This is a genomic window from Streptomyces griseochromogenes, assembly GCF_001542625.1.
GTDB lineage: Bacteria > Actinomycetota > Actinomycetes > Streptomycetales > Streptomycetaceae > Streptomyces > Streptomyces griseochromogenes.
In genome coordinates this window covers 8850527-8870817 of sequence record NZ_CP016279.1, presented here as the reverse complement: position 1 = coordinate 8870817, position 20291 = coordinate 8850527, and the positions used below count along the sequence as shown (strand labels likewise).

The following is a 20291-nucleotide window of genomic DNA, read 5'->3' as shown; positions in this document are numbered from 1 at the left end:
AGCTGAGGCGGTGCGGGAGTTCATCGTCGAGGCGGACGGCGGGTCACGGGGCAACCCGGGGCCCGCGGGTTACGGCGCTGTGGTGATCGACGCGGCGACGGGGGAGACGCTGGCCGAGGCGGCCGAGTACATCGGCGTCGCGACGAACAACGTCGCCGAGTACCGGGGCCTGCTGGCCGGCCTGCGCGCGGCGCACGCCCTGGACCCGACCGCCCGGATCCACGTCCGCATGGACTCCAAGCTCGTCATCGAGCAGATGTCGGGCCGCTGGAAGATCAAGCACCCCGCCATGAAGCCGCTCGCGGCGGAGGCGGGCCGGGTCCTCCCCGCGGAACAGATCACCTACGAGTGGATCCCCCGCGAACAGAACAAACACGCCGACCGCCTGGCCAACGAGGCGATGGACGCGGGGGCGAGGGGCGAGCAGTGGTCGCCGTCGCAGTCCAGGGCGGCCCTGGACACCCCGCGCGCCGCACCGGAGCCGTCGGGCCCACCCGGCGACGCGGCGGCGGGCGCGGCGAAGGCCCGAGCGGCCCTGGCGAGCGCCGGAGCGGGTGCCGACGCCGCTGCGGGCAGTCGTCCCTCCCCCAGTGCCTCAAGGGCCTGGGGGGACCCCCAGGCGGCACGGGTGGACGCAGCGGCACCTCCCGGCGAGCAGCGCCCCGGCTGGAGCGCCGCCCCAGATCTAGGCGCCCCCGCCACCTTCGTCCTCCTCCGCCACGGCGAAACCCCCCTCACCCCCCAAAAGCGCTTCTCCGGCAGCGGTGGCACCGACCCCTCCCTCTCGGACGCCGGCCGCGAGCAGGCCCGGCGCGTCGCGGAGGCACTGGCCAGACGCGGCACCATCCAGGCCGTCGTCGCCTCCCCGCTCGCCCGCACCCAGGAGACCGCCGGCTTCGTCGCCACCCGCCTCGGCCTCGACGTCACCATCGACGACGGGCTGCGCGAAACGGACTTCGGCGCCTGGGAGGGCCTCACCTTCGGCGAGGTCCGCGAGCGCCACCCGGACGACCTGAACGCCTGGCTCGCCGATCCGGAGGCCCATCCCACCGGCGGTGGCGAGAGCTTCGCCGAGACCGCCACCCGGATGGAGGCCACCCGGCAGAAGCTGGTCGCGGCCTACGCCGGCCGCACCGTCCTGCTGGTCACGCACGTCACCCCGATCAAGACCCTCGTCCGGCTCGCCCTCGGCGCTCCGCCCGAGTCGCTGTTCCGCATGGAGCTGTCCGCCGCCTCCCTGTCGGCGGTGGCGTACTACGCGGACGGCAACGCGAGCGTGCGGCTGTTCAACGACACGTCCCACCTGCGCCCCTGAGTCCGGCGGCGGCCCGCGCCAGTTCCTGGACGCGGCCCCAGTCCCCGGCGGCCACCGCGTCCGCCGGGGCCATCCAGCTGCCGCCCACACAGCGGACGTTGGGCAGGGAGAGATACTCCGGCGCGGTCGCCGGTCCGATGCCGCCGGTCGGGCAGAAGCGGGCCTGTGGCAGCGGACCGGCCAGCGACCTCAGATAGGCCGTACCGCCGGCCGCCTGCGCCGGGAAGAACTTCATCTCCCGCACCCCGAACTCCAGCAGCGCGACGACCTCCGAGGTGGTCGACACCCCGGGCAGGAACGGCACCCCGGATCCGCGCATCTCGCCCAGCAGGGCGTCCGTCCACCCCGGACTGACCAGGAACCGTGCCCCTGCCGCCACGCACCGCGTCACCTGCTCCGCAGCGATGACCGTGCCCGCCCCGACCACGGCGTCCGGCACCTCTTCGGCGATCGCCCGGATCGCGTCCAGCGCGGCCGGGGTCCTCAGGGTCACCTCGATGGCGGGCAGCCCGCCGGCCACCAGGGCCCGCGCCAGCGGTACGGCGGCACGGGCGTCCGGCACGACCACCACGGGCACGACGGGCGCGAGATCCAGCACGGAGGCAGCCGAAGAGGAGGGCGGCGGTGAGGTCATGCCCTCATCGTGCCCAGGGGCAGCATCATGCGCAAAGGGTGTTGCACATGATGCAATACGATGGGCGGCTGCTCACAGGCCGCTCAGTGGATCTCCTCCACCAGCACGTCCAGCGCCCACGGCTTCCCCGCCTTCTCCGGCGCCTGCGCCTCCACCTCGTACCCGAGGTCCCGCAGCGCCTCCACCAGCGCGACCGGGTCCTTCGGCGCGGCCCCGGCCGACAGCAGGCTGCGTACGATCCGGCCCTTCGTCGCCTTGTTGAAGTGGCTGACGACCTTCCGCGTCGGCGCGTGCAGCACCCGTACCGTCGCCGTCCGCCCGGCGACCTCGCCCTTCGGCTTCCACGCGGCCGCGTACGCCGCGGACCGGAGGTCCAGGACGAGCCCGTCGCCGGCGGCCTCGGGCAGCACCGACGCCATCGGCGTGCGCCAGTGGGAGCCCAGCGCCCCGAGCCCCGGCAGCTTCACGCCCATCGAGCACCGGTAGGAGGGGATGCGGTCATTGACACGCACCGCGCCCCACAGCCCCGAGAACACGAGCAGAGACCGTGCGGCCCGCTTCTTCGCCGCCGCGTCGAGGGAGGCAAGACCGAGGGCGTCGTACAGCACACCCGTGTAGATCTCCCCCGCGGGCCGCGCCCCGGCCGTGCGCAGCCCCGCGTTCTTCGCGATTTCGCCGCGCAGCCCCTCGCTCAGCCCGAGCACCTCGCGCGCCTTCTCGTTCTGCCCGGGGTCCCCGGCGCACAGCTCGACCAGCTCCGTGAGTACGGCCTCCCGCGCGTCCGTCAGCCCCGGCAGGGACAGTGACTCCGGCTTCAGCGGGGCGCCACGGCCCGAGGACGCCTTGCCTTCCGACGGCGGCAGCAGGACAAGCACGGGTACTCCTTATGTAGACCTCCGCGCAAGGGTACGGCGTGCCGCTCCCGTGACCTCGCCCTACGCTCGCTGTATGCCCCGCCGCCCCATCCGCGTGACCGGCGCCCCCGAGGCCCCCCTCAGGGCCGCGCTCGCCGCGCTCCGCGCCGGCCTCGGCATCCCGGAGAGCTTCCCGGCCGAGGTCCAGGAGGAGGCGGAGCGTGCGGCGAAGACGCCCGCCCCGTCCCCGTACGACGCCACGGACCTTCCCTTCTTCACCCTCGACCCACCCGCCTCCACCGACCTGGACCAGGCGATGCACCTGTCCCGGCGGGGCACCGGCTACCGAGTCCGGTACGCCGTCGCCGACGTCGCCGCCTTCGTCGCACCCGGCGGCGCCCTGGACGCGGAGACGCACCGTCGGGCGAACACGCTCTACTTCCCGGACGAGAGGGTCCCGCTGCACCCCGTCGTGCTCGACGAGGGCGCCGCCAGCCTGCTGCCCGACCGGCCGCGCCCGGCCGTGCTGTGGACCCTCGACCTGGACACGGAGGGCCGTACCGCTGCCGTCGACGTGCGCCGGGCCCTGGTCCGCAGCCGGGCGAAGCTCGACTACGCGGGCGTACAGCGGCAGATCGACACCGGGACGGCCGAGGAGCCGGTGGCGCTGCTCAGGGAGATCGGGCAGGCCCGCGAGCGCCTGGAGGTGGAGCGCGGCGGCATCTCCCTCAACGTCCCCGAGCAGGAGATCACCGAACGGGACCACACCTACGAGCTGACCTTCCGCGCCCCGCTGCCCGCGGACGGCTGGAACGCCCAGATCTCCCTGCTCACCGGCATGGCCGCCGCCGATCTGATGCTGGCCACCGGCACCGGAGTCCTGCGCACCCTCCCGGCCGCCCCCGACGGCGCAGTGGCCCGGCTGCGCCGTACCGCGACCGCCCTGCACATCGACTGGCCGCACCATGTCTCGTACGCGGCGCTGATCCGCACCCTCGACCCGCACCGCCCCGAGCACGCGGCCTTCCTCCAGGAGTGCACGACCCTGCTGCGCGGCGCGGGCTACACGGTCTTCCGGGACGGGAAGCTGCCCGCGATCGCCACGCACGCCGCCGTCGCCGCCCCCTACGCCCACTGCACGGCCCCGCTGCGCCGGCTGGCCGACCGCTACACCGCCGAACTGTGCCTCGCGGCCGCCGCCGGTCACCCCCCGGCCGACTGGGTGCTCGCCGCGCTCGACACCCTGCCCCGGCAGATGGCCGAGGGCAGCCGCCGCGCGGCCACGGTCGAGCGGGAGTGCGTCGACCTGGTCGAGGCCGCGCTCCTCAGGGGCCGTGTCGGGGACGTCTTCGACGCCTGTGTGGTGGAGCTCTCGGACCGTCAACCGGGAGTCGGCACCGTGCAGTTGGCCTCCCCGGCGGTCATCGGCCGGATCGAGGGCGAGCACCTCTCGCTCGGGCAGCGGCTGCGGGTCCGGCTCACCCGGGCGGATCCGGGTCCGGCGAAGGTTCTGTTCGTGCCCGCGTGAGAGCGCCCACGAACGCCTTGGCGTCGTCGGCGTGCAGCCGGACCACGCTCACCTCGCGGGGGAGGCCGAAGAGGGGCACATGGGCGACGGGCGCGGAGAGTTCGAGCGTGACGGAGGTCTGCGAGCTGACGGCCAGGTCCAGTTCGCCGTCGGCGTGCCGGTGCGTGATCCGGGTCTCCCGGCGCACCGCCGAGAGCGCCGTCAGGGGTATGCGCAGGTCCACATGGACCCCGTAGCGCACCCGCAGGGCGTCCGGGGTCAGGACGTGCGGGCGGACCACGGTGGCCGCGTGCAGACCGAGGACGAACACCACGGTGTAGATGTCCAGGGCCAGCACCACCCGGTGCGCGGTGGGCCACTCGCGCAGCAGCACGGCCATGCCGAACGTCTCGACCACGCAGACGACGACCAGCCCGGCCGTCGTCGCCCCCTGGCCGCGCGCGTACCCGAACGCCCGCCCGCCGTCCGCCCCATGGGTGCGCCGGGTCAGCCAGAGGGCGAGGCTCGCGAACAGCCGTGCCTCGTGCCGGACCAGGCTGCGGAGGGTCTTCACGGCCGCTCCTCGGTGAGCATGGACAGGGCGCGTCGGACGGCCGCCGCCTGCGCGGGCGCGAAGTCGGCGTAGAACGCGCGCAGGAACGCGTCGCTCTCGTCCACGCCCTCCGACGGCAGCATCTCCGCCGGGATGCAGTCTGCCAGCGCCCTCGCGGCCCGCTCCACGCGCGGGTCGTCGGCAGCGGCGTCCGCGAGCGCGTCGAGCAGCGCGTACGCCTCCTGAGCCCGCGTCAGGGCGTCCGGGGCGCCGAAGGCGCCGCGCAGCGCGGCCAGCAGTCGCGCCCGGGCCTCGGGGTCTGCCGCGGTCTCGAACAGGGCGAGCATCTCGCGGTCCTTGGCGGCCATGGGGGAGGGGCCGGGGTCGGGCAGCCCCGCAAGGAGTCCGGCCAGCTCGGGGGAGAGCGGTCCGTCGGCGGGCAGTTCCCCGGCGGCCCCGGCCTCCAGGAGCGCCCGCAGCCGCTGCCGGCGCCCCCGGATCTCCGCCTCCTGCCGGGCCAGGTCCTCGTCCAGTTCGGTGAGCACCTCCACCAGGTCCTTGCCGGCGTCGTCGGCGAGCACGTCCCGTACCTCGGCCAGGCCCACCCCCAGCTCGGTCAGCCGCCGGATCCGGGCGAGGACGACGGCGTGCCGCAGGGTGTAGTCCCGATACCCGTTGGGGAGGCGCTCGGGTTCGGGCAGCAGGCCCAGGTGGTGGTAGTGCCGCACCGTGCGCGTCGTGACGCCGACGGCGGCGGCGAGTTCTCCGATCCGCATGAGATCAGTACAGACGTTGACGTCGCGGCAGGGTCAAGCGCGGGACACAGGTGTCCCGAGCCAATGTTCCAGCGACTCGGTCAGCCCGTCCTGATTTCCTCATGGTGGATGGCGAAGATGCGGAACTCTCCCTGAGGGAGCGCAAGAAGCGGCAGACGCGGCAGCGGATCTCCGACGTGGCGACGGTGCGGTTCGTGGAGCGCGGCTTCGACAAGGTGACCGTCACGGAGGTGGCCCGGGCGGCCGGTGTCTCCGCCATGACGGTCTTCAACTACTTCCCCCGCAAGCAGGACCTGTTCCTCGACCGCATCCCGGAGGCCGTCGAGACCTTCGGCGAGGCGGTGTGACGGCGCGCCCCCGGCGAGACCCCGCTCGCCGCGCTGCGCCGCCTCGCGCTCGAACTCCTAGACCTGCGCCACCCGTTGAGCGGGGTCGCCGACCGCTTCCCGGCCTTCTGGCGGATCGTCATCGACTCGCCCGGTCTGCGCGCCCGCGCCCGGGAGGGGATCGAGGAGGTGGAGACGGCGCTCGCCGGGGCCTTCGCGGAGGCGGGGGTCCCGGAGCCGGACCTCCTCGCGGCGCTGACGGTCGGCGCCTATCGCTCGGTCTATGTCGCCACCGCGCGCCGGCTGCTGGCGGGGGAGCGGGCGGAGGAGATCGCCGAGGACCACCGGGCGCGGATCGCGGCCGCCTTCGACGCGCTGGACCGGGCGCTGCCGTAGAGGGCCTTGACGGCTAACGCTGTTAGCCATACTGTCGCGGCTAACGGCGTTAGCCTGGCGTCGTGCGACCCGACCCCCATCGGAGGCAGTCATGACCGGTACGGCGACCGTCACCCCGACCCGCTCGGCCCTCCCCGTCGTCCGCCGCGCGGCATGGCTGGCGAGCGCCCTGTTCTGGTCGGCCTTCGCGGTCCTCGAGGGCGTCAACCACGGCTGGCTCGCGGGCGGGGCGGCCCTCCTCTTCCTCGTCCTGCCGGACCTCACCTTCCTGGTCGCCCTGGACGAGGCGCCCCGCATGGCCAAAGGGCAGCTCGCGCCGCGCGCGGTGCCGTACTACAACGCGATGCACCGCGCCCTGATCCCGCTCGCACTCCTGCTCCTCTGCACGGCGGCCCCCGTCACCTGGGCCCCCGCCTTCGCGGCCCTGTGCGGCTGGCTCGCCCACATCTCGTACGATCGCGCCTTCGGATACGGGCTGCGCACGAAGGAGGGCCACCAGCGTGGCTGAGCGTCTGACGCCGAGGGCACGGGAGATCGCCGCGGCCGCCCGGGCCCTCCTGGAGGAGTCCGGGCCCGCCGCCCTCACCATGCGGACCCTCGCCGACCGCCTGGGCATCAAGGCCCCCTCCCTCTACAAGCACTTCCCCGACAAGCACGCCGTCGAGGCCGAGCTGACCGCGCAGTTGCTCGCCGAGACGGCCGAGACCCTGGAGGCGGCCGAGGCCCGCGCCCCCGGCTCGCTGGAGGCGCTCGCCGAGGCCTACCGCACCTACGCCCTCGCCCACCCCCACCTGTACCGCCTGGCCACCGAACGCCCTCTGCCGCGCGCCGGACTCCCGGCCGGCCTGGAGGACCGGGCCGCCCTGCCGCTGCTGCGGACGTGCGCGGGCGACCAGGACCTCGCCCGCGCCGTCTGGGCCTTCGCCCACGGCATGGTCATCCTGGAGATCCACGGCCGGTTTTCCGCGGACGCCGACCTGGACGCGGCATGGAAGCGGGGCCTGAACGCGTTGCACCCTTAGCGGGCGGTACGACGAGGGGGTGTGCGATGGCGGAAGAGGCGCTGTGGACGCGGGCGCGGCTGGGCCGCTGCGGCCCTCCGCTCGACCTTCTGACCGCGAGCTTCCGCCGCCACGTCTATGCCCCGCACGCCCACGACGAGTACACCATCGGCGTCTGCGTGGGCGGCTCCGAGGTCATCGACTACCGGGGCGGCCACATCCGCACCGGCCCCGGCACGATCGTCGTCCTCGAACCCGGCGAGATGCACACCGGCGGACCCGGCACCACCACCGACGGCTACGCCTACCGCGCCCTGTACGCCGAGCCGTCCCTGCTGGCCGACGGCACCCTCGGCGGCCTCCCGCACTTTCGCGAACCCCTCCTGGACGACCCCGAACTGGCCACCACGCTGCGCGTGACCCACACCGAACTCAGCGCCTGCCCCGACCCGCTGGAGACCGAGTCCCGCCTCCCCTGGCTGCTGACGGCCCTGGCCTGCCGCCACTCCACGGCACGCGTGCCGACCGACCCGGTCCCGGGCGGGGATCACATCGCGCACGTCGTACGGGACCGCCTCGCCGACGAACTCACCGCCCCGCCCTCCCTCGCCCTGCTCGCGGCCGACCTGGGCCTCTCCCGCTACCAGCTGCTACGGGCCTTCCGCACGACGATGGGGATACCGCCGTACGCCTGGCTCGCCCAGCACCGGGTGAGCAAGGCGCGCGGACTCCTGGAAGCCGGCCTGCGCCCCGCCGAGGTGGCGGGGCTGGTGGGCTTCGCCGACCAGGCGCACCTGACGCGCTGGTTCCGGCGGGTGCTCGGGGTGACCCCGGCGGCCTACCGCAACAGCGTTCAAGACAGCTGAGGAGAAGGCGGCCGAAACTCGCCGTATGACTGCACGCGGCTGGTTTCTCTTCTCCCTGATGGGAGTGGTCTGGGGCATCCCCTATCTGATGATCAAGGTGGCGGTGGACGCGGTGTCGCCGCCGGTGGTGGTGTTCACGCGCTGTGCGCTCGGCGCGGTCCTCCTGCTCCCCTTCGCCCTGCGCCAGGGCGGCCTCGCCCGGACCGTCCGCGCCCACTGGCGCCCCGTGCTGGCCTTCGCGGTCCTGGAGATCATGGGGCCCTGGTTCACCCTCACCGACGCCGAACGGCACCTGTCCAGCTCGACGGCGGGTCTGCTGATAGCGGGCGTGCCGATAGTCGGAGTGGTCGTCTCCCGCTTCTTCGTCTCGCCGGACGCGGAACACCTGGGAGCCCGCCGCGTCACGGGCCTGATGCTGGGCCTGGCGGGCGTGACGGTCCTGACCCTCCCGCACCTGACCGGCGGCGACGCCCGCTCCCTGGCCGAGGTGCTGCTGACGGTCCTGGGCTACGCGACGGCGCCCCTGATAGCCGCACGCCGCCTGAAGGAGGTCCCGTCCCTCCATCTGACGGCGGCCTGCCTGACCCTGGCGGCCCTGGTCTACGCCCCCGCGGCGGCTCTGACCCGCCCGTCCTCCCTCCCTTCCCCGTCCGTCCTGGCGGCCCTGGCCGGCCTGGGCGTGATCTGCACGGCGGTCGCCTTCGTGGCCTTCCTGGAGCTGATCAAGGAGGCGGGCCCGACACGGGCGACGGTGATCACATACGTCAACCCGGCGGTGGCCGTGGCGGCTGGCGCGCTGCTCCTGAACGAGCCGCTGAGCATGTCCGTGCTGGCCTCTTTCGCCCTCATCCTGACGGGCTCGGTCCTGGCGACGGCCGCCTCCGGTCCGCGCCGGTCCACCCGCCCGGTACCATGGTCGACACGGCAGACGAGCCGGGCGGACGGCCGCGTGGAGTCCCCTTAGGGGGCTTCCCGAGGAACGTCCGGGCTCCACAGGGCAGGGTGGTGGCTAACGGCCACCCGGGGTGACCCGCGGGACAGTGCCACAGAAAGCAAACCGCCCGGCGCTCAGGCGCCGGGTAAGGGTGAAACGGTGGTGTAAGAGACCACCAGTGCCCAGGGTGACCTGGGCAGCTAGGTAAACCCCACCCGGAGCAAGGTCAAGAGGAGCGCCGTGAAAAGCGCTCTGCGCGGACGTTCGAGGGCTGCCCGCCCGAGTCCGCGGGTAGACCGCACGAGGTCGGCGGCAACGTCGGCCCTAGATGGATGGCCGTCGCCGAGGGGCCCGCGAGGACCCCTCGGAACAGAACCCGGCGTACAGCCCGACTCGTCTGCCGGCTCAGGCCATGTGCCCGCCCCGCCGTATCGTCCGGGGTCCTGTCCACGAGACCGCCGGACAGCTCCGTCCGGATCGTCGGGACCCGGCGGCTGACCGGAGTCGGTACCGGTCAGGCCTCCGGGACGACCGTCCTGGAGGCCTTCGCGTACCTGGCTCGGGACCAGATCGCCTCTGCGACCCGGCCCGGCAGGTCACCGTCGATTGGGCTCGCAGAAGAGCAGGTCAGACGCGTGCGTCCGATGCGATGTGCCCGGCGTACCGTTCGACTCGTCCGCCACCTCTCAAGGCGCCGGAGTCGCCGGGCAGGTGCTGTCGGTGGCCGGGAGTCGGCCGGTGAGCAGGTAGCGGCTGCCGTGGCGGTCCATGCAGGTGTTGCCGTCGAACAGGTACTGGCCGTGGTTGCCGCCGCCCGCGACGACGAGCCGGGAACCGGACAGCGCCTGGTGCATGCGCCGCGCCCCCTCGACCGGCGTCGCCGGGTCGTCCTTCGACTGGAGCAGCAGGACCGGCGGCACCTTCACCGAGCCGATCTTCACGGGCCGGGCCGTCGGCGCCTTCCAGAAAGCGCACGGCGCGCTGTACCAGCTGTTCAGCCAGGCGAACAGCGGGGCCTTTTGGGCGGCCGCCGTCGTGTCCTTGTGCCAGGTCGCCCAGTCCCGGGGCCACGCGTCGTCCACGCAGTTGTAGGCGAGCTGGGCCGGGCTCACGGCGCCGGGGCCGAGCTGGTCGGTCGCGCCGAGCAGCGTGCTCGCGTCCCCGCGCCGGTAGTCCGAGACGGCCTGGGCCGCGTCGCTCCAGAACAGATCGGTGTACATGGAGGAGGCGAGCAGATCGTCGAGCTCGGCGCTGCCCGCCCTGCCTCCGGCGGGGTGGGCGTCCAGCTTCTTGCGGACGGCGTCCCACGTGGCCGACACCTTCGCCGCGGTGGTGCCCAGGTGATAGGTGCCGTCCTTCTTGGCCGCCCAGGCGAAGAACTGGCCGGCCCGGTGCTGGAGCGCCGGATCCTGCTCGTACTGCGAGGCGTAGGTGGTGACGGTCGGATCGACGACGCTGTCCAGGATCATGCGCCCGGTGCGGGACGGGAACAGCGTCGCGTACGTGGCGCCGAGCCTCGTCCCGTACGAATACCCGAGATAGTCCAGCTTGCCGCGGTGCAACGCGGTACGGATCCGGTCCATGTCGCGGGCCGCGTTCTCCGTGGTGATGTACGGCAGCAGGTCCTTGGCGTTCGCCGCGCACTGCTCGGCGACCTTGCGGGCCACGGTGCGCCGCGCCTCCTCCTGCGCGGCGCTCCCGGGCGTGTACGGCGCGGCCGGATGCTTGATCAGCTTCTTGGTGTCCCCACAGGAGACCGGGGTGCTGGCACCGACGCCGCGCGGATCGAAGCTGACCACGTTGTACTTCGCGCTGACGTCCTGGGGCAGCGAGCTCCACACCAGCTTCGCCGTTCCGATACCCGGTTCGCCCGGCCCGCCGGGGTTGACCACGAGGGTGTGCGGGGCGTTCACATCGCCGGCCACCGAGAGCGTGAGCTTGATCTGCCGGCCGTCGGGCTTGGCGTAGTCGAGGGGGACCTCGAGGGTGGAGCAGTACGTGCCGCGGGGCGCCTCGGAGCCCGCGGGACAGGTGGACCAGTGGAGGGCCGCGGGCCCGGTGCCGGCGGCCGGTGCCGCATCGGCCGCCTGAAGCCCGGCCAGGGTGACCAGCCCGAAAGCGGCGGCTACGGCCGTACCGCGCCGGACGAGGGGAGAGGGCGTACTGGGCAAGTGATCCTGCTTTCAGGTCAGTTCGGCTGCTGCCGGAAGGCAAGATGAGGCGGAGGGGCGAAGGGTTGTGCGGTGGCCAGGAGTTGTACTGCGGCGAGGGGCGCTCTGCAGCGGATCTCGCCGAGCGACGGCCCGCCGGGCGGCGGGCGCCCCCGGCGCGTGAGAGCGTGCGCGGGCGCCGTCGGTCCGTATCGGACCTCGGGAGAGGACGCCGATCACGACGGGGCCTTCGACTGCCGGGACGCCCTGATCGACCCCGGAATCGCCACGCCTGGCCTGGATCCGCGACTTCTACCGGGATATGTACGCTACGAGCGGCTGCAGCGGGTCAAGGCGCACTGGGATCCGTGGAATGTCTTCCGGCACGCGCAATCCGTCCGTCTTCCGGGGGAGAATTCGCCGGCGGACGGTCGAGGGGCCCGGTTCCGCCCGGACAGCGGCGCTCTCTTTCGGCCAACCACCGCCCGGTCCGGGTGATTTCCGCTCGTCGGGCAGTGTGTGAAGAAGCTTTGGGGGGCGCCTTTTCGGTCATCTGAGGCTCGTACTGTTGTGCGGGGATCTTCGAGGGTGCGACTCTCTTGATCGAAGAAAAACGGGTGGGGAGTGCGCGGGAATTCGGCACTCCGGTTTTGAACGGGGATGTGGGGGACCAGCGCAATCAGGCCTGTCTCCCAAGTGGCGGCCTTGCGGTGTACGCATGCGCGGTGAAGCAGCTTCTCGCCGAATTCCGGCTTCGGCATTCCATGTGTTTCTTCCTGCCCGCAGCTTTCTTCCTGCCCGCAGTCCAAAAAGACCGTATGGAAGGAGAACCATGGAGATCCAGGAGCAGCACCGCGAGGAGCCGGCGGTTCGGCAGGGTTATGAGCCGCCCGCGCTGACGGCCGTCGGGGAGTTCTCGGAGGACACCCTCGGCTTCGGCCACGACCACAGCGACTTCCTCGCCAGGCAGGGCTTCTGAGGAAGCGGCCGGCTCGGACGGAGTGACATGAGCACCGGGTTCGTCGTCCTGTCCGACGATTGCACCACCGACCCCACGTGGCTCTTCGAGTCACCGCAGGTCATCGCCCACCCGTCGGGCAAGCCCTGGATCGTGGGCCGGTGGGACGCGGACGAAGTCGTACTGGCCCGGGCGGGCTCGGTGCGCGTGGTGGTGATCGGGCACTGCCCGGTCACCACCGTGTCGCTCACCCGGCTGGCCGGACGCGTGCGTGCGCTGTCCGACGCGGACACGCTGGCCCGGCAGCTGTCCGGCAGCTGTCATGTGATCGTCGCCGCCCCGGAGGGCGTCGGCGTGTGCGGCACCGTCACCGGTCTGCGCCAGGTCTTCCACGCCCGGATCGACGGGCGGCCGGTCGCCTCGGACCGCCCCGACGTCCTGGCGCGGCTGACCGGCGCGGGCGTGGACGAAGGCCTGCTGGCCGCGCGGCTCGCGACCGTCGGCCTGCTGCCCGCTCCGCTCGGAACCGCCGCCGTGTGGTCCGGGGTCTCCACGGTCCCCGACGGCCACCGTCTGGTCATGGCCGGCGGCCGCGCGGAAGTACTCCCCTGGTGGTCACCTCCTGAGCCGGAACTCCCGCTCGATCAGGGCGCGTCGGCCGTACGCGCCGCACTGGAGGAGGCCGTGCGATCCCGTACGTCGCACGAGGTGCCGCTCAGCTCGGACCTGTCCGGCGGCATGGACTCCACCGCCCTGTGCTTCCTCGGCGCGCGCGGCAGACCCGGGCTGCTCACCTTCCGCTGGGCCGAGGCGGACCCGGGCAACGACGACGCGGCCTTCGCCGCACACTCGGCGGACCTGCTGGAGCACGCCTCGCACACGGTCGTGCGGCAGGAGGAACTGCCCGCCCTGTTCGCGCGTCCCGCGGACCTCGCCGACACCGAACAGCCGTATCTCTTCACCCGGACCCTGGCCCGTATGAGACACACGGCCGGCCTCCTGGCCGAACGCGGCTCGCGAGCGCACCTGGCCGGGCACGGCGCGGACGAGCTGTTCGGCAGGCTCCCCGGCTATCTGCACCGGCTGCTGCGCCGCCGCCCCTTGCTCGCGGTACGTCATCTGCGCGGCTACCAGGCCCTGCACCGCTGGCCCCGGCGCGCGGCGCTCACGGAGCTCGCGCGCACGGATTCCGTGGCGGACTGGTGGCGCGAGCAGGCCGATTCCCTCACCGGCCCCGCCGCGGCCCGGCGGCACCCGCCCCTCGGCTGGGGGCTGCTGCCGCTGCGCGCTCCCGCCTGGGTGACGGACGCCGCGGTCGACGCGGCCCGATCGCAGCTGCGGCAGGCCGCCCGCCTCGCCCGCCCCTTGGCCGCCGATCGCGGCCAGCACCAGTTCCTGGTGGCCCTGCGGGCGACGGCACCGGCGTACCGGCAGACCGCCCGTCTCTTCGGCCGGGCGGGGATCCGGCTGCACCTGCCCTACCTCGACGACCGGGTCGTGGAGGCCGCCCTGGCCGTACGCCTGCACGAGCGGTGCACCCCCTGGGAGTACAAGCCGTTGCTGGCCGAGGCGATGCGGGACGTCCTGCCCGAACGCGTCCGCACCAGAACCACCAAGGGCGCCTTCGACGAGGACCTGCGCACGGGGCTCAGCCGCAGCCGGGACGCACTCCTCGAACTCTTCGCGGACTCGGAACTCGCCCGAGCGGGCCTGATCTCCGCGGACGCGGTCCGAACGCAGTTGCTCACCCCGCAGGCCGACCTGAGCCGGAACTTCGCGGTCGAGCAACTCCTCGGCTGCGAAACCTGGTTCCGCGCCGCTCGCCACCTGGCCCGAGCCCGATCCTGAAAGGCGGCACCACCGCACATGAGCCACACCTTCGCCCTCATGCCGCACGTGTCCCTCGCCGAGACGGACGACGGAGCCGTACTCCTCCACGAACGCACCGGCCGGTACTGGCAGTTGAACGCCACAGGCCTGTCGGTCCTGCGCCGCCTCACCGGCGGGGACACTCCCGAGCAGGCGGCTTCGGCCCTGGCCTCCCAGCACGCCCTGCCCGAAACGCGCGCCCGCGACGACGTCGCCGCGCTGCTGGCTTCGCTGCGCTCGGCCGACCTGCTGCGGGAGAGCCGATGAGCATCCCGGCCGCGCTGGCCCGCCGTGACCGGCTTCCCCCGCACCGCCGCGTGCTTCCCCTGCTGGCCGTGGCCGTCGCCCGGATCCTCAGCGGGCTCACGCCGGCCCGGCTGCGCGCCGTGCTGGAGTTCGCCCGCCGCGGCGCCGCCCCGGCCACCGCGGAACAGGCCGGGGCGGCTCGCGCTGCCGTGGTCGCGGTCAGCCTGCGCTGCGCGGGACAGGCGTGTCTGCAGCGCTCGGTGGCCACCGCTCTCCTGTGCCGGGCGCGCGGCACCTGGCCCACCTGGTGCACCGGCGTCCGCACCAATCCCTTCTCGGCCCACGCCTGGGTCGAAGTCGGCGGAGTGCCCATCGGGGAACCGCATCCCCCCGGTCACTACCGCCCCCTTCTGACCGTCGCCGCCGGTCGGTAGGCGCGGCGGGTGATCCGCGCCGGATGCCGCGCGAACGCGATCCGGTGAGGCGAGCGAATCGCGGGTGAGCGGCCGCGGCCGGATCCTGGCCGTCCACGGCTCGGCCTGCGGGTCGGCCTGCGGGCCAGCCGGTGGCTCGGCCTGCGGCTCTGCCTGCGGGTCAGCCGGCGGCTTTGCGGCGGGCGCGGTGGGCGGCGACGGTGGTCCGGCTGGCGCAGGCGTTGGAGCAGAAGCGCCGGGTGCGGTTGCGGGAGTCGTCGACGTAGAAGCGTGCGCAGGCGGCGGCATGGCAGCGGCCGATCGTCACGGCCGGGTCGCCGCAGACGACGTGCGCGAGTGCGGCGCCGCAACTGCGGCCGAGCCAGACCACGGCGTCCTCGCCGTTCGGGGCGAAGTGCAGATGCGGTGAGCCCTCGCCGTCGTGGTCGTCGACCCGGATCAGCGGTGGGTGCTGTTCCAGCAGGGCGTTGACGGGGCCGGTCGGTCCGCCCTCGGCGGCGGCCCGCACCGCATCGCGCAGCAGGGGCAGGAAGGCGGCGAGCCGCCCGGCGTCCGGCTCCGGGATCCGGTGCTGGCGGAACATCTCCCGGCGCAGCTCGCCGGGGCCGTCGCCGTTGACGATTTCGACCGCGAGTCGGGTCAGATTCCCGATGTAGTCGACGTAATGCACTTGACCACCTACATTCCACGCCTGAAGAGTAGGCACCATGATGACTGATGCCACCTACACGCCGGGCAGTGGAACCACGGTCGCGCGCATGCTGCACCGCGCGGGCCGCTGGGACGAGGCGCTCGCCCTGCTGTCGGCGGACGCGCTCGCGGAGCGGGCCGAGATCCTGGTGGACCGCCACTGGTGGCGGCTGGACGGTGAGGCCGCGGCCGAGGAGGCGGTCGGCGCGCTGGTGCCGTCCGACCCGGTGCTCGCCGGATTCCTCCGCGCACAGGTGCGCTACACGCGGCTGCTGTTCGGCCTGGACCCCCGCGCCGACGACCTGCGACGGGCCCGCGAGGACTTCACCGCCGCCACGGCCGACGCACGGCTGTCCGGTTGGGCCGTGTTCTGGCTCGGGGTGCTCGCCGACAACGTCGACGGGGATCCCGGCACGGCGGGAACCGCCTACCAGCAGGCCATGGAGCAGGCCCGGAAGCAGGGCGACACGCTGCTGGAGTCGTACGGCGCCCGCCACATCGGCGCCCGCCTCCTGGAGCGGGACCGGGAAGAGGGCATCACCAGGCTGCGCAGGTCCTACCACCTGCGGGCAGCCCTCGGAGCCCGTCCGCAGACGGCGGCCGCGGCCCTCACCCTCGCCGGCGAACTGCCTCCCGGAGCCGAGGCCGACCAGCTCCGCGAGGCAGCCGCGCTGACCGCGCGTGAGCTGGAACTGACCTGGCTGCTGCGCGCCCTCTGAGGCCGGTCGCACGGCCCGGCAGGGCGGCCCGGCTCAGGCCGAAGGACCGAGCGGCCGGTCCCGGACCCTCCTCAGATGGCGCTCGAACACCTCCTGTGCGTCCGGTGTCAGCGTGCGCAGTGCCACCAGCGCCGTGATCACCACATCGCTCAGTTCGCTCTGGACGTCCTCCCACGTGTGGCTGACCCCCTTGCGCGGGTTCTGGCCGGTCGCCCCGATCACCGCCTCGGCGACCTCCCCGACCTCCTCGGAGAGTTTGAGGACGCGCAGCAGCACGCCCTCCTGCCCGGCGTGCCTGCGGGTCTCCTCCAGGCGGCTCCAGAGTTCGTCGATCGTCGTCCAGAGGCCCGCGGAGGTGTTCTGATCGCCCATGTCCCGCAGCCTGCCATGCCTCGGACGGTCTAATCCTCGAACAACACCTCCTGCTCCCCCTCCACCTTCTGCCGCATCCGGGCGTTCCGCGCGCCCACCACGACCGCCGTGGCCACCGCCGTCACCCCCAGAGCCACCGGGACCATCCAGCCGCGATCAAACACATGGCCGAGCGCGTGGTCGAGGGAGAGGCGGCCGGGTCCCGCGACGGCGAGGCCGGCCGCGGCCAGGCCCAGGGTCGCCGCATACTCGTAACCACCCTCCTGGGCGAAGAAGCCGTTCGGCTTGTGGACCGCCGCCGCCCCGGTCATCGCGCCGGCCGCCGCCGCTCCCGCCGCCGGGGTCGCCAGACCGAGCGCCAGCAGAGTGCCGCCGCCCGTCTCCGCGAGGCCCGCCGCCGTCGCACTGGCCCTGCCGGGCACATAGCCGACGGACTCCATGAACTGACCGGTTCCCTCCAGGCCGTGCCCGCCGAACCAGCCGAACAGCTTCTGCGCGCCGTGCGCGGCCAGCACCCCGCCCGTCCCCAGCCGGAGCAGCAACAGGCCCAGATCACGTCGGTCGTAACAGGTCACGGTGGCTCCCCATCAGCAGGTACGAGGTCCCCTCCCGGGTTTCCACCGTCGCATCCCGTACGCGGGCGGGCCCGTCCTGGACGGCGTTCGGGTGGCGGGGCCAGGGGAGCGGTGTGAGTCTGGCTGGCATGGCGATTCAGACCTCCAAGCTCAGCGACCCGGCCGTCCGTGCCTTCGTCGCCGCCGTGAACGCGCACGACCGCGACGCGTTCCTCGACCTGCTGACGCCCGACGCGACCATGTCGGACGACGGCTCGGACCGTGACCTCGACGACTGGATCGACCGGGAGATCTTCACCTCCAACGGCCACATGGACGTCGACACCGAGTCCGACGGCGGCCGTGCGCTCGTCGCCCAGTACCGCAACGACACCTGGGGCGAGATGCGCACCGCCTGGCGCTTCACCATCACACCCGACGGCCACATCTCCCGCTTCGAGACCGGGCAGGCGTAGGCCCGGAACGACGCACCGCCCGAGGGCTTGTCCTCGCGTGCGCTTCAACTCCTAGTGTCCACAGGCATGGACGTAGGCATGGACGTAGGCATGGACACGGGCATGGACGCAGGCGTGAAGACCACGACCAGGACTCTGGGGCGATGGGGGTCCCCCCGCTCGGGCGAAGCCGAGAGCGGGGGAGGGATCGAAGTGAGTGCCCTCGGGTTCGGATGCTGGGCCATCGGCGGCGAGTGGCAGTCCGCCGACGGGCAGCCCCTCGGCTGGGGCAGGGTCGACGACGAGGAGTCCGTACGGGCGATCCACCGTGCCCTCGATCTCGGTGTCACCTTCTTCGACACCGCCGACACCTATGGCGCCGGCCACAGCGAACGCGTCCTGGGCCGAGCCCTCGGCAAGCGCCGCGCCGATGTCGTCGTCGCCACCAAGTGGGGCAACGTCTTCGACGAGCCGACCCGCACCCACATCGGCGCCGACGACTCCCCGGCCTACGCCCGCCGTGCCCTGACCGCGTCCCTGCGTCGCCTCGGCACCGACTACGTCGACCTCTACCAACTGCACCTCTCCGACGCTGAGCCGGAGCGGGCGGCTCAACTCCGCGAGCTGTGCGAGGAGTTCGTCGAGAAGGGGCTCATCCGTGCCTACGCCTGGAGCACGGACGACCCCGCCCGCGCAGCCGTCTTCGCCGAAGGCAAGCACTGCGCCGCCGTACAGCACACGCTCAACGTGTTGCAGGACGCGCCCGAAATGCTGGCACTGTGTGAGGAGTCGGAGCTCGCCAGCATCAACCGCAGCCCGCTCGCCATGGGGTTGCTGACCGGGAAGCGTGGCGGAGCGATGGAGGCCGGGGACATCCGGAGCAGGCCGCCCGCGTGGCTGCAGGGGTTCGGGGACGGGTCCGGGGCCGATCCCGCGTGGCTCGCCCGGGTCGACGCGCTGCGGGAGGTGCTGACCAGCGACGGCCGTACGCTCGCGCAGGGGGCCCTGTCCTGGCTGTGGGCGCGCAGCCGGCGCACCATTCCGATCCCCGGGTTCCGCTCCGTCGCACAGGCCGAGCAGAACGCGGGCGCGATCGCCAAGGGGCCGCTCACCGCGGCGCAGTCGGCCGAGATCGACCGCCTGCTCGGGCGTTGAGCGGTCCCAGGACTTCGTACGACGACGTCAGGCCGTAGAGCGACTTGGCACTCGAAATTCTCGGCGTCCGCTGTGGCACGGCCACAAGCCGGCGAGGAACCTTTGAGGCGCACTGGGTAAAAGATGTGCCAGAGCTGAGAAAGCGGGGCGTATGAAAGGATTTTCATAAGACAGCAAATTCCTGGGCCACGGAGGGTCCTACCCGGAAACCGCTGCTGGGCGCGGTGTACGGTCCCGGAGTGCGCGATTGTTCCCGGCCCAGCCGGCGTGCCGTCCTCGGACTGACGGCCGCCGCCCTCCCCCTGTCCGCGGCAGCTCCCGCCTCGGCGGCCGATGCCACCGTCATCGGCGGTGAGCGACTGGCTCGCGACGGGATCCAGGTGAGTGGTGCCACCGGACTGCCCAAGATCCTCACCGCCCGCTCCTGGCTCGTCGCCGACTGCGAGAGCGGTCAGGTGCTCGCCTCGTACAACGCGCACCAGCGCCTGGCGCCCGCGTCCACGCTGAAGATGCTGTTCGCGGACACCGTGCTGAAGAAGTTCGACCGCACCGAGCGGTACAAGGTCACCGACGCCGACCTCGCCGACGTCCCGGCCGGTTCCAGCCTCGTCGGCATCAAGCCCGGCCTCACCTACACCGTCGAGCAGCTGTGGCAGGGCGTGTTCCTGCGCTCCGGCAACGACGCGGTGCACGTGCTCGCGCACATGAACGGCGGCGTCGCGAAGACGGTCGCCGAGATGCAGGCCAGGGCCGAGGATCTGCAGGCCCTGGACACCCATGTGGTCAGCCCCGACGGCTTCGACCACAACGGGCAGATCTCCTCGGCGTACGACCTCACGCTGTTCGCCCGGCACGGTCTGAAGGACACCGACTTCCGCGGCTACTGCGGCACGCGCACCGCGAACTTCCCGGCCGGCGGCAAGAAGACCTTCCAGATCCAGAACACCGACCGTCTGCTGACCGGGGCGTGGGGCCTGACGACGTACCAGGGCCTCATCGGGGTGAAGAACGGCTACACCAGCCATGCCGGCAACACCTTCACCGGCGCGGCCACCCGGGGCGGCCGGACCCTGCTGGTCACCGTGATGCATCCGGCCACCGGCAGCAACGCCGTCTACGAGCAGACCGCCGCGCTGCTCGACTGGGGCTTCGGGCGCGGGAGTTCCGCGCAGCCGGTGGGCGCGCTGGTCGAACCGATCAGCGAGGGCGGGGCGAGGGCGGGCCACGCGTCGCGGAAGTCGGGGGCCGCGGGCGCGGCCGGTGCCTCCGGTTCGGCGTCCAAGGGTCCCTCGGCACTGCGGCTGCTGGAGGGCGCCGCGGGGACGGCGGCCCTGCTGGGAGCGGGCGCGTGGGCGCTGCGGCGCAAGGTCAGGACGGCGCGTGCGGCGGAGGCGGCGAAGCCGGACCCGGACAAGGGGATCGAGGCCGAGACGGAGACGGAGCCGAAGGCCGAGTCCGGCGGCCGACACCGCCGCTGAGCCGCCGGGCGGAGTGGGGACGCACCGGCTCCGCGGCGCAACCGACAGG

24 protein-coding genes, 1 other RNA gene and 1 pseudogene are annotated in these 20291 nt (G+C 73.0%); 18 read left to right on the top strand and 8 right to left on the bottom strand.

What is annotated here, in order from left to right:
- The first annotated feature begins 10 nt into the window (after positions 1–10).
- Positions 11–1315: a bifunctional RNase H/acid phosphatase gene (locus AVL59_RS38545; RefSeq protein ID WP_067313885.1), complete on the top strand. Its 1305-nt coding sequence runs from the start codon at positions 11–13 to the stop codon at positions 1313–1315.
- Here AVL59_RS38545 and eda read toward each other — a convergent pair.
- Together eda and yaaA are read right to left on the bottom strand one after the other, a co-directional pair.
- Positions 1287–1949 carry a bifunctional 4-hydroxy-2-oxoglutarate aldolase/2-dehydro-3-deoxy-phosphogluconate aldolase gene (gene eda / locus AVL59_RS38540; RefSeq protein WP_067313883.1) on the bottom strand — a complete coding sequence of 221 codons (663 nt, stop codon included), beginning with the start codon at positions 1947–1949 and terminating at the stop codon, positions 1287–1289. The two genes, AVL59_RS38545 and eda, sit on opposite strands and share 29 nt — an antisense overlap.
- Before the next feature lie 83 nt (positions 1950–2032).
- On the bottom strand, positions 2033–2824 hold the full coding sequence (gene yaaA, locus AVL59_RS38535; RefSeq protein ID WP_067313881.1) for a peroxide stress protein YaaA: 792 nt from the start codon (positions 2822–2824) through the stop codon (positions 2033–2035).
- A gap of 73 nt (positions 2825–2897) precedes the next feature.
- Here yaaA and AVL59_RS38530 point away from each other — a divergent pair, with 73 nt between their 5' ends.
- Positions 2898–4331, top strand: coding sequence for an RNB domain-containing ribonuclease (locus AVL59_RS38530; RefSeq protein ID WP_067313879.1), 1434 nt, complete (start codon positions 2898–2900; stop codon positions 4329–4331).
- On the opposite strand, the gene AVL59_RS38525 is transcribed toward AVL59_RS38530, so the two are convergent.
- Entirely contained in the window at positions 4282–4884 is a 603-nt protein-coding gene (locus tag AVL59_RS38525) for a hypothetical protein (protein WP_067313877.1), read from the bottom strand. The two genes, AVL59_RS38530 and AVL59_RS38525, sit on opposite strands and share 50 nt — an antisense overlap.
- Positions 4881–5639 carry a MerR family transcriptional regulator gene (locus tag AVL59_RS38520; protein ID WP_067313875.1) on the bottom strand — a complete coding sequence of 253 codons (759 nt, stop codon included), beginning with the start codon at positions 5637–5639 and terminating at the stop codon, positions 4881–4883. Before AVL59_RS38520 ends, AVL59_RS38525 begins: the two co-directional genes overlap by 4 nt.
- A gap of 101 nt (positions 5640–5740) precedes the next feature.
- Between AVL59_RS38520 and AVL59_RS56790 the strand changes: the two genes are divergently transcribed.
- The 7 genes and pseudogenes from AVL59_RS56790 to rnpB all read left to right on the top strand — a co-directional run bounded on the left by AVL59_RS56790 (position 5741) and on the right by rnpB (position 9562).
- Entirely contained in the window at positions 5741–5986 is a 246-nt protein-coding gene (locus AVL59_RS56790) for a TetR/AcrR family transcriptional regulator (RefSeq protein ID WP_372450349.1), read from the top strand.
- 75 nt (positions 5987–6061) lie between these two features.
- Complete coding sequence (locus AVL59_RS56785; RefSeq protein ID WP_372450350.1) at positions 6062–6361, top strand: hypothetical protein; 300 nt, start codon at positions 6062–6064, stop codon at positions 6359–6361.
- 91 nt (positions 6362–6452) lie between these two features.
- Positions 6453–6869: a DUF4260 family protein gene (locus AVL59_RS38510; RefSeq protein WP_067313874.1), complete on the top strand. Its 417-nt coding sequence runs from the start codon at positions 6453–6455 to the stop codon at positions 6867–6869.
- Between the two features lie 4 nt (positions 6870–6873).
- Positions 6874–7383 carry a TetR/AcrR family transcriptional regulator gene (locus AVL59_RS38505; RefSeq protein WP_067318249.1) on the top strand — a complete coding sequence of 170 codons (510 nt, stop codon included), beginning with the start codon at positions 6874–6876 and terminating at the stop codon, positions 7381–7383.
- A gap of 26 nt (positions 7384–7409) precedes the next feature.
- Positions 7410–8228, top strand: coding sequence for an AraC family transcriptional regulator (locus AVL59_RS38500; protein WP_067313872.1), 819 nt, complete (start codon positions 7410–7412; stop codon positions 8226–8228).
- Between the two features lie 25 nt (positions 8229–8253).
- Positions 8254–9039: pseudogene (locus AVL59_RS56780) on the top strand (DMT family transporter); the annotation flags it as partial.
- A gap of 118 nt (positions 9040–9157) precedes the next feature.
- An RNA gene (gene rnpB / locus AVL59_RS38485) (RNase P RNA component class A) lies at positions 9158–9562 on the top strand.
- 286 nt (positions 9563–9848) lie between these two features.
- Here the strand turns inward: rnpB and AVL59_RS38480 are convergent.
- Positions 9849–11333, bottom strand: a complete 1485-nt coding sequence (locus AVL59_RS38480; protein ID WP_067313867.1) for an alpha/beta hydrolase — start codon at positions 11331–11333, stop codon at positions 9849–9851.
- A gap of 72 nt (positions 11334–11405) precedes the next feature.
- Between AVL59_RS38480 and AVL59_RS55265 the strand changes: the two genes are divergently transcribed.
- The 5 genes from AVL59_RS55265 to AVL59_RS38465 all read left to right on the top strand — a co-directional run bounded on the left by AVL59_RS55265 (position 11406) and on the right by AVL59_RS38465 (position 14819).
- A complete protein-coding gene (locus AVL59_RS55265; RefSeq protein WP_099053194.1) occupies positions 11406–11810 on the top strand; it encodes a BBE domain-containing protein in 405 nt (134 codons plus the stop codon).
- A 334-nt stretch (positions 11811–12144) separates the two neighbouring features.
- The gene (locus AVL59_RS52820) at positions 12145–12291 is read left to right on the top strand and encodes a lasso RiPP family leader peptide-containing protein (RefSeq protein WP_159400188.1); all 147 of its coding nucleotides are present in this window, start codon (positions 12145–12147) and stop codon (positions 12289–12291) included.
- Positions 12292–12318: 27 nt separating this feature from the next.
- The gene (locus AVL59_RS38475) at positions 12319–14118 is read left to right on the top strand and encodes an asparagine synthase-related protein (RefSeq protein WP_067313865.1); all 1800 of its coding nucleotides are present in this window, start codon (positions 12319–12321) and stop codon (positions 14116–14118) included.
- A gap of 18 nt (positions 14119–14136) precedes the next feature.
- On the top strand, positions 14137–14406 hold the full coding sequence (locus AVL59_RS38470; RefSeq protein WP_067313863.1) for a lasso peptide biosynthesis PqqD family chaperone: 270 nt from the start codon (positions 14137–14139) through the stop codon (positions 14404–14406).
- Positions 14403–14819 (top strand): lasso peptide biosynthesis B2 protein, encoded by a 417-nt coding sequence (locus tag AVL59_RS38465; protein WP_067313861.1) that lies wholly within the window; start codon positions 14403–14405, stop codon positions 14817–14819. The genes AVL59_RS38470 and AVL59_RS38465 overlap by 4 nt, the downstream gene beginning before the upstream one ends.
- Positions 14820–14979: 160 nt before the next feature.
- On the opposite strand, the gene AVL59_RS38460 is transcribed toward AVL59_RS38465, so the two are convergent.
- Positions 14980–15489: a CGNR zinc finger domain-containing protein gene (locus AVL59_RS38460; protein ID WP_067313860.1), complete on the bottom strand. Its 510-nt coding sequence runs from the start codon at positions 15487–15489 to the stop codon at positions 14980–14982.
- A 37-nt stretch (positions 15490–15526) separates the two neighbouring features.
- On the opposite strand from AVL59_RS38460, the gene AVL59_RS38455 reads away from it, so the two are divergent.
- Positions 15527–16228, top strand: coding sequence for a hypothetical protein (locus AVL59_RS38455; protein WP_079147199.1), 702 nt, complete (start codon positions 15527–15529; stop codon positions 16226–16228).
- A gap of 33 nt (positions 16229–16261) precedes the next feature.
- Here AVL59_RS38455 and AVL59_RS38450 read toward each other — a convergent pair whose 3' ends face one another.
- Positions 16262–16600 (bottom strand): MazG-like family protein, encoded by a 339-nt coding sequence (locus tag AVL59_RS38450; protein ID WP_067313858.1) that lies wholly within the window; start codon positions 16598–16600, stop codon positions 16262–16264.
- A gap of 29 nt (positions 16601–16629) precedes the next feature.
- Positions 16630–17175 (bottom strand): DoxX family membrane protein, encoded by a 546-nt coding sequence (locus AVL59_RS38445; RefSeq protein ID WP_067313856.1) that lies wholly within the window; start codon positions 17173–17175, stop codon positions 16630–16632.
- A 128-nt stretch (positions 17176–17303) separates the two neighbouring features.
- On the opposite strand from AVL59_RS38445, the gene AVL59_RS38440 reads away from it, so the two are divergent.
- The 3 genes from AVL59_RS38440 to AVL59_RS38430 all read left to right on the top strand — a co-directional run bounded on the left by AVL59_RS38440 (position 17304) and on the right by AVL59_RS38430 (position 20242).
- Positions 17304–17630, top strand: coding sequence for a nuclear transport factor 2-like protein (locus AVL59_RS38440; protein WP_067313855.1), 327 nt, complete (start codon positions 17304–17306; stop codon positions 17628–17630).
- A 102-nt stretch (positions 17631–17732) separates the two neighbouring features.
- A complete protein-coding gene (locus AVL59_RS38435) occupies positions 17733–18764 on the top strand; it encodes an aldo/keto reductase (RefSeq protein ID WP_079147489.1) in 1032 nt (343 codons plus the stop codon).
- Between the two features lie 239 nt (positions 18765–19003).
- Positions 19004–20242 carry a D-alanyl-D-alanine carboxypeptidase family protein gene (locus tag AVL59_RS38430; protein ID WP_208870519.1) on the top strand — a complete coding sequence of 413 codons (1239 nt, stop codon included), beginning with the start codon at positions 19004–19006 and terminating at the stop codon, positions 20240–20242.
- The last annotated feature ends 49 nt before the right edge of the window (positions 20243–20291 follow it).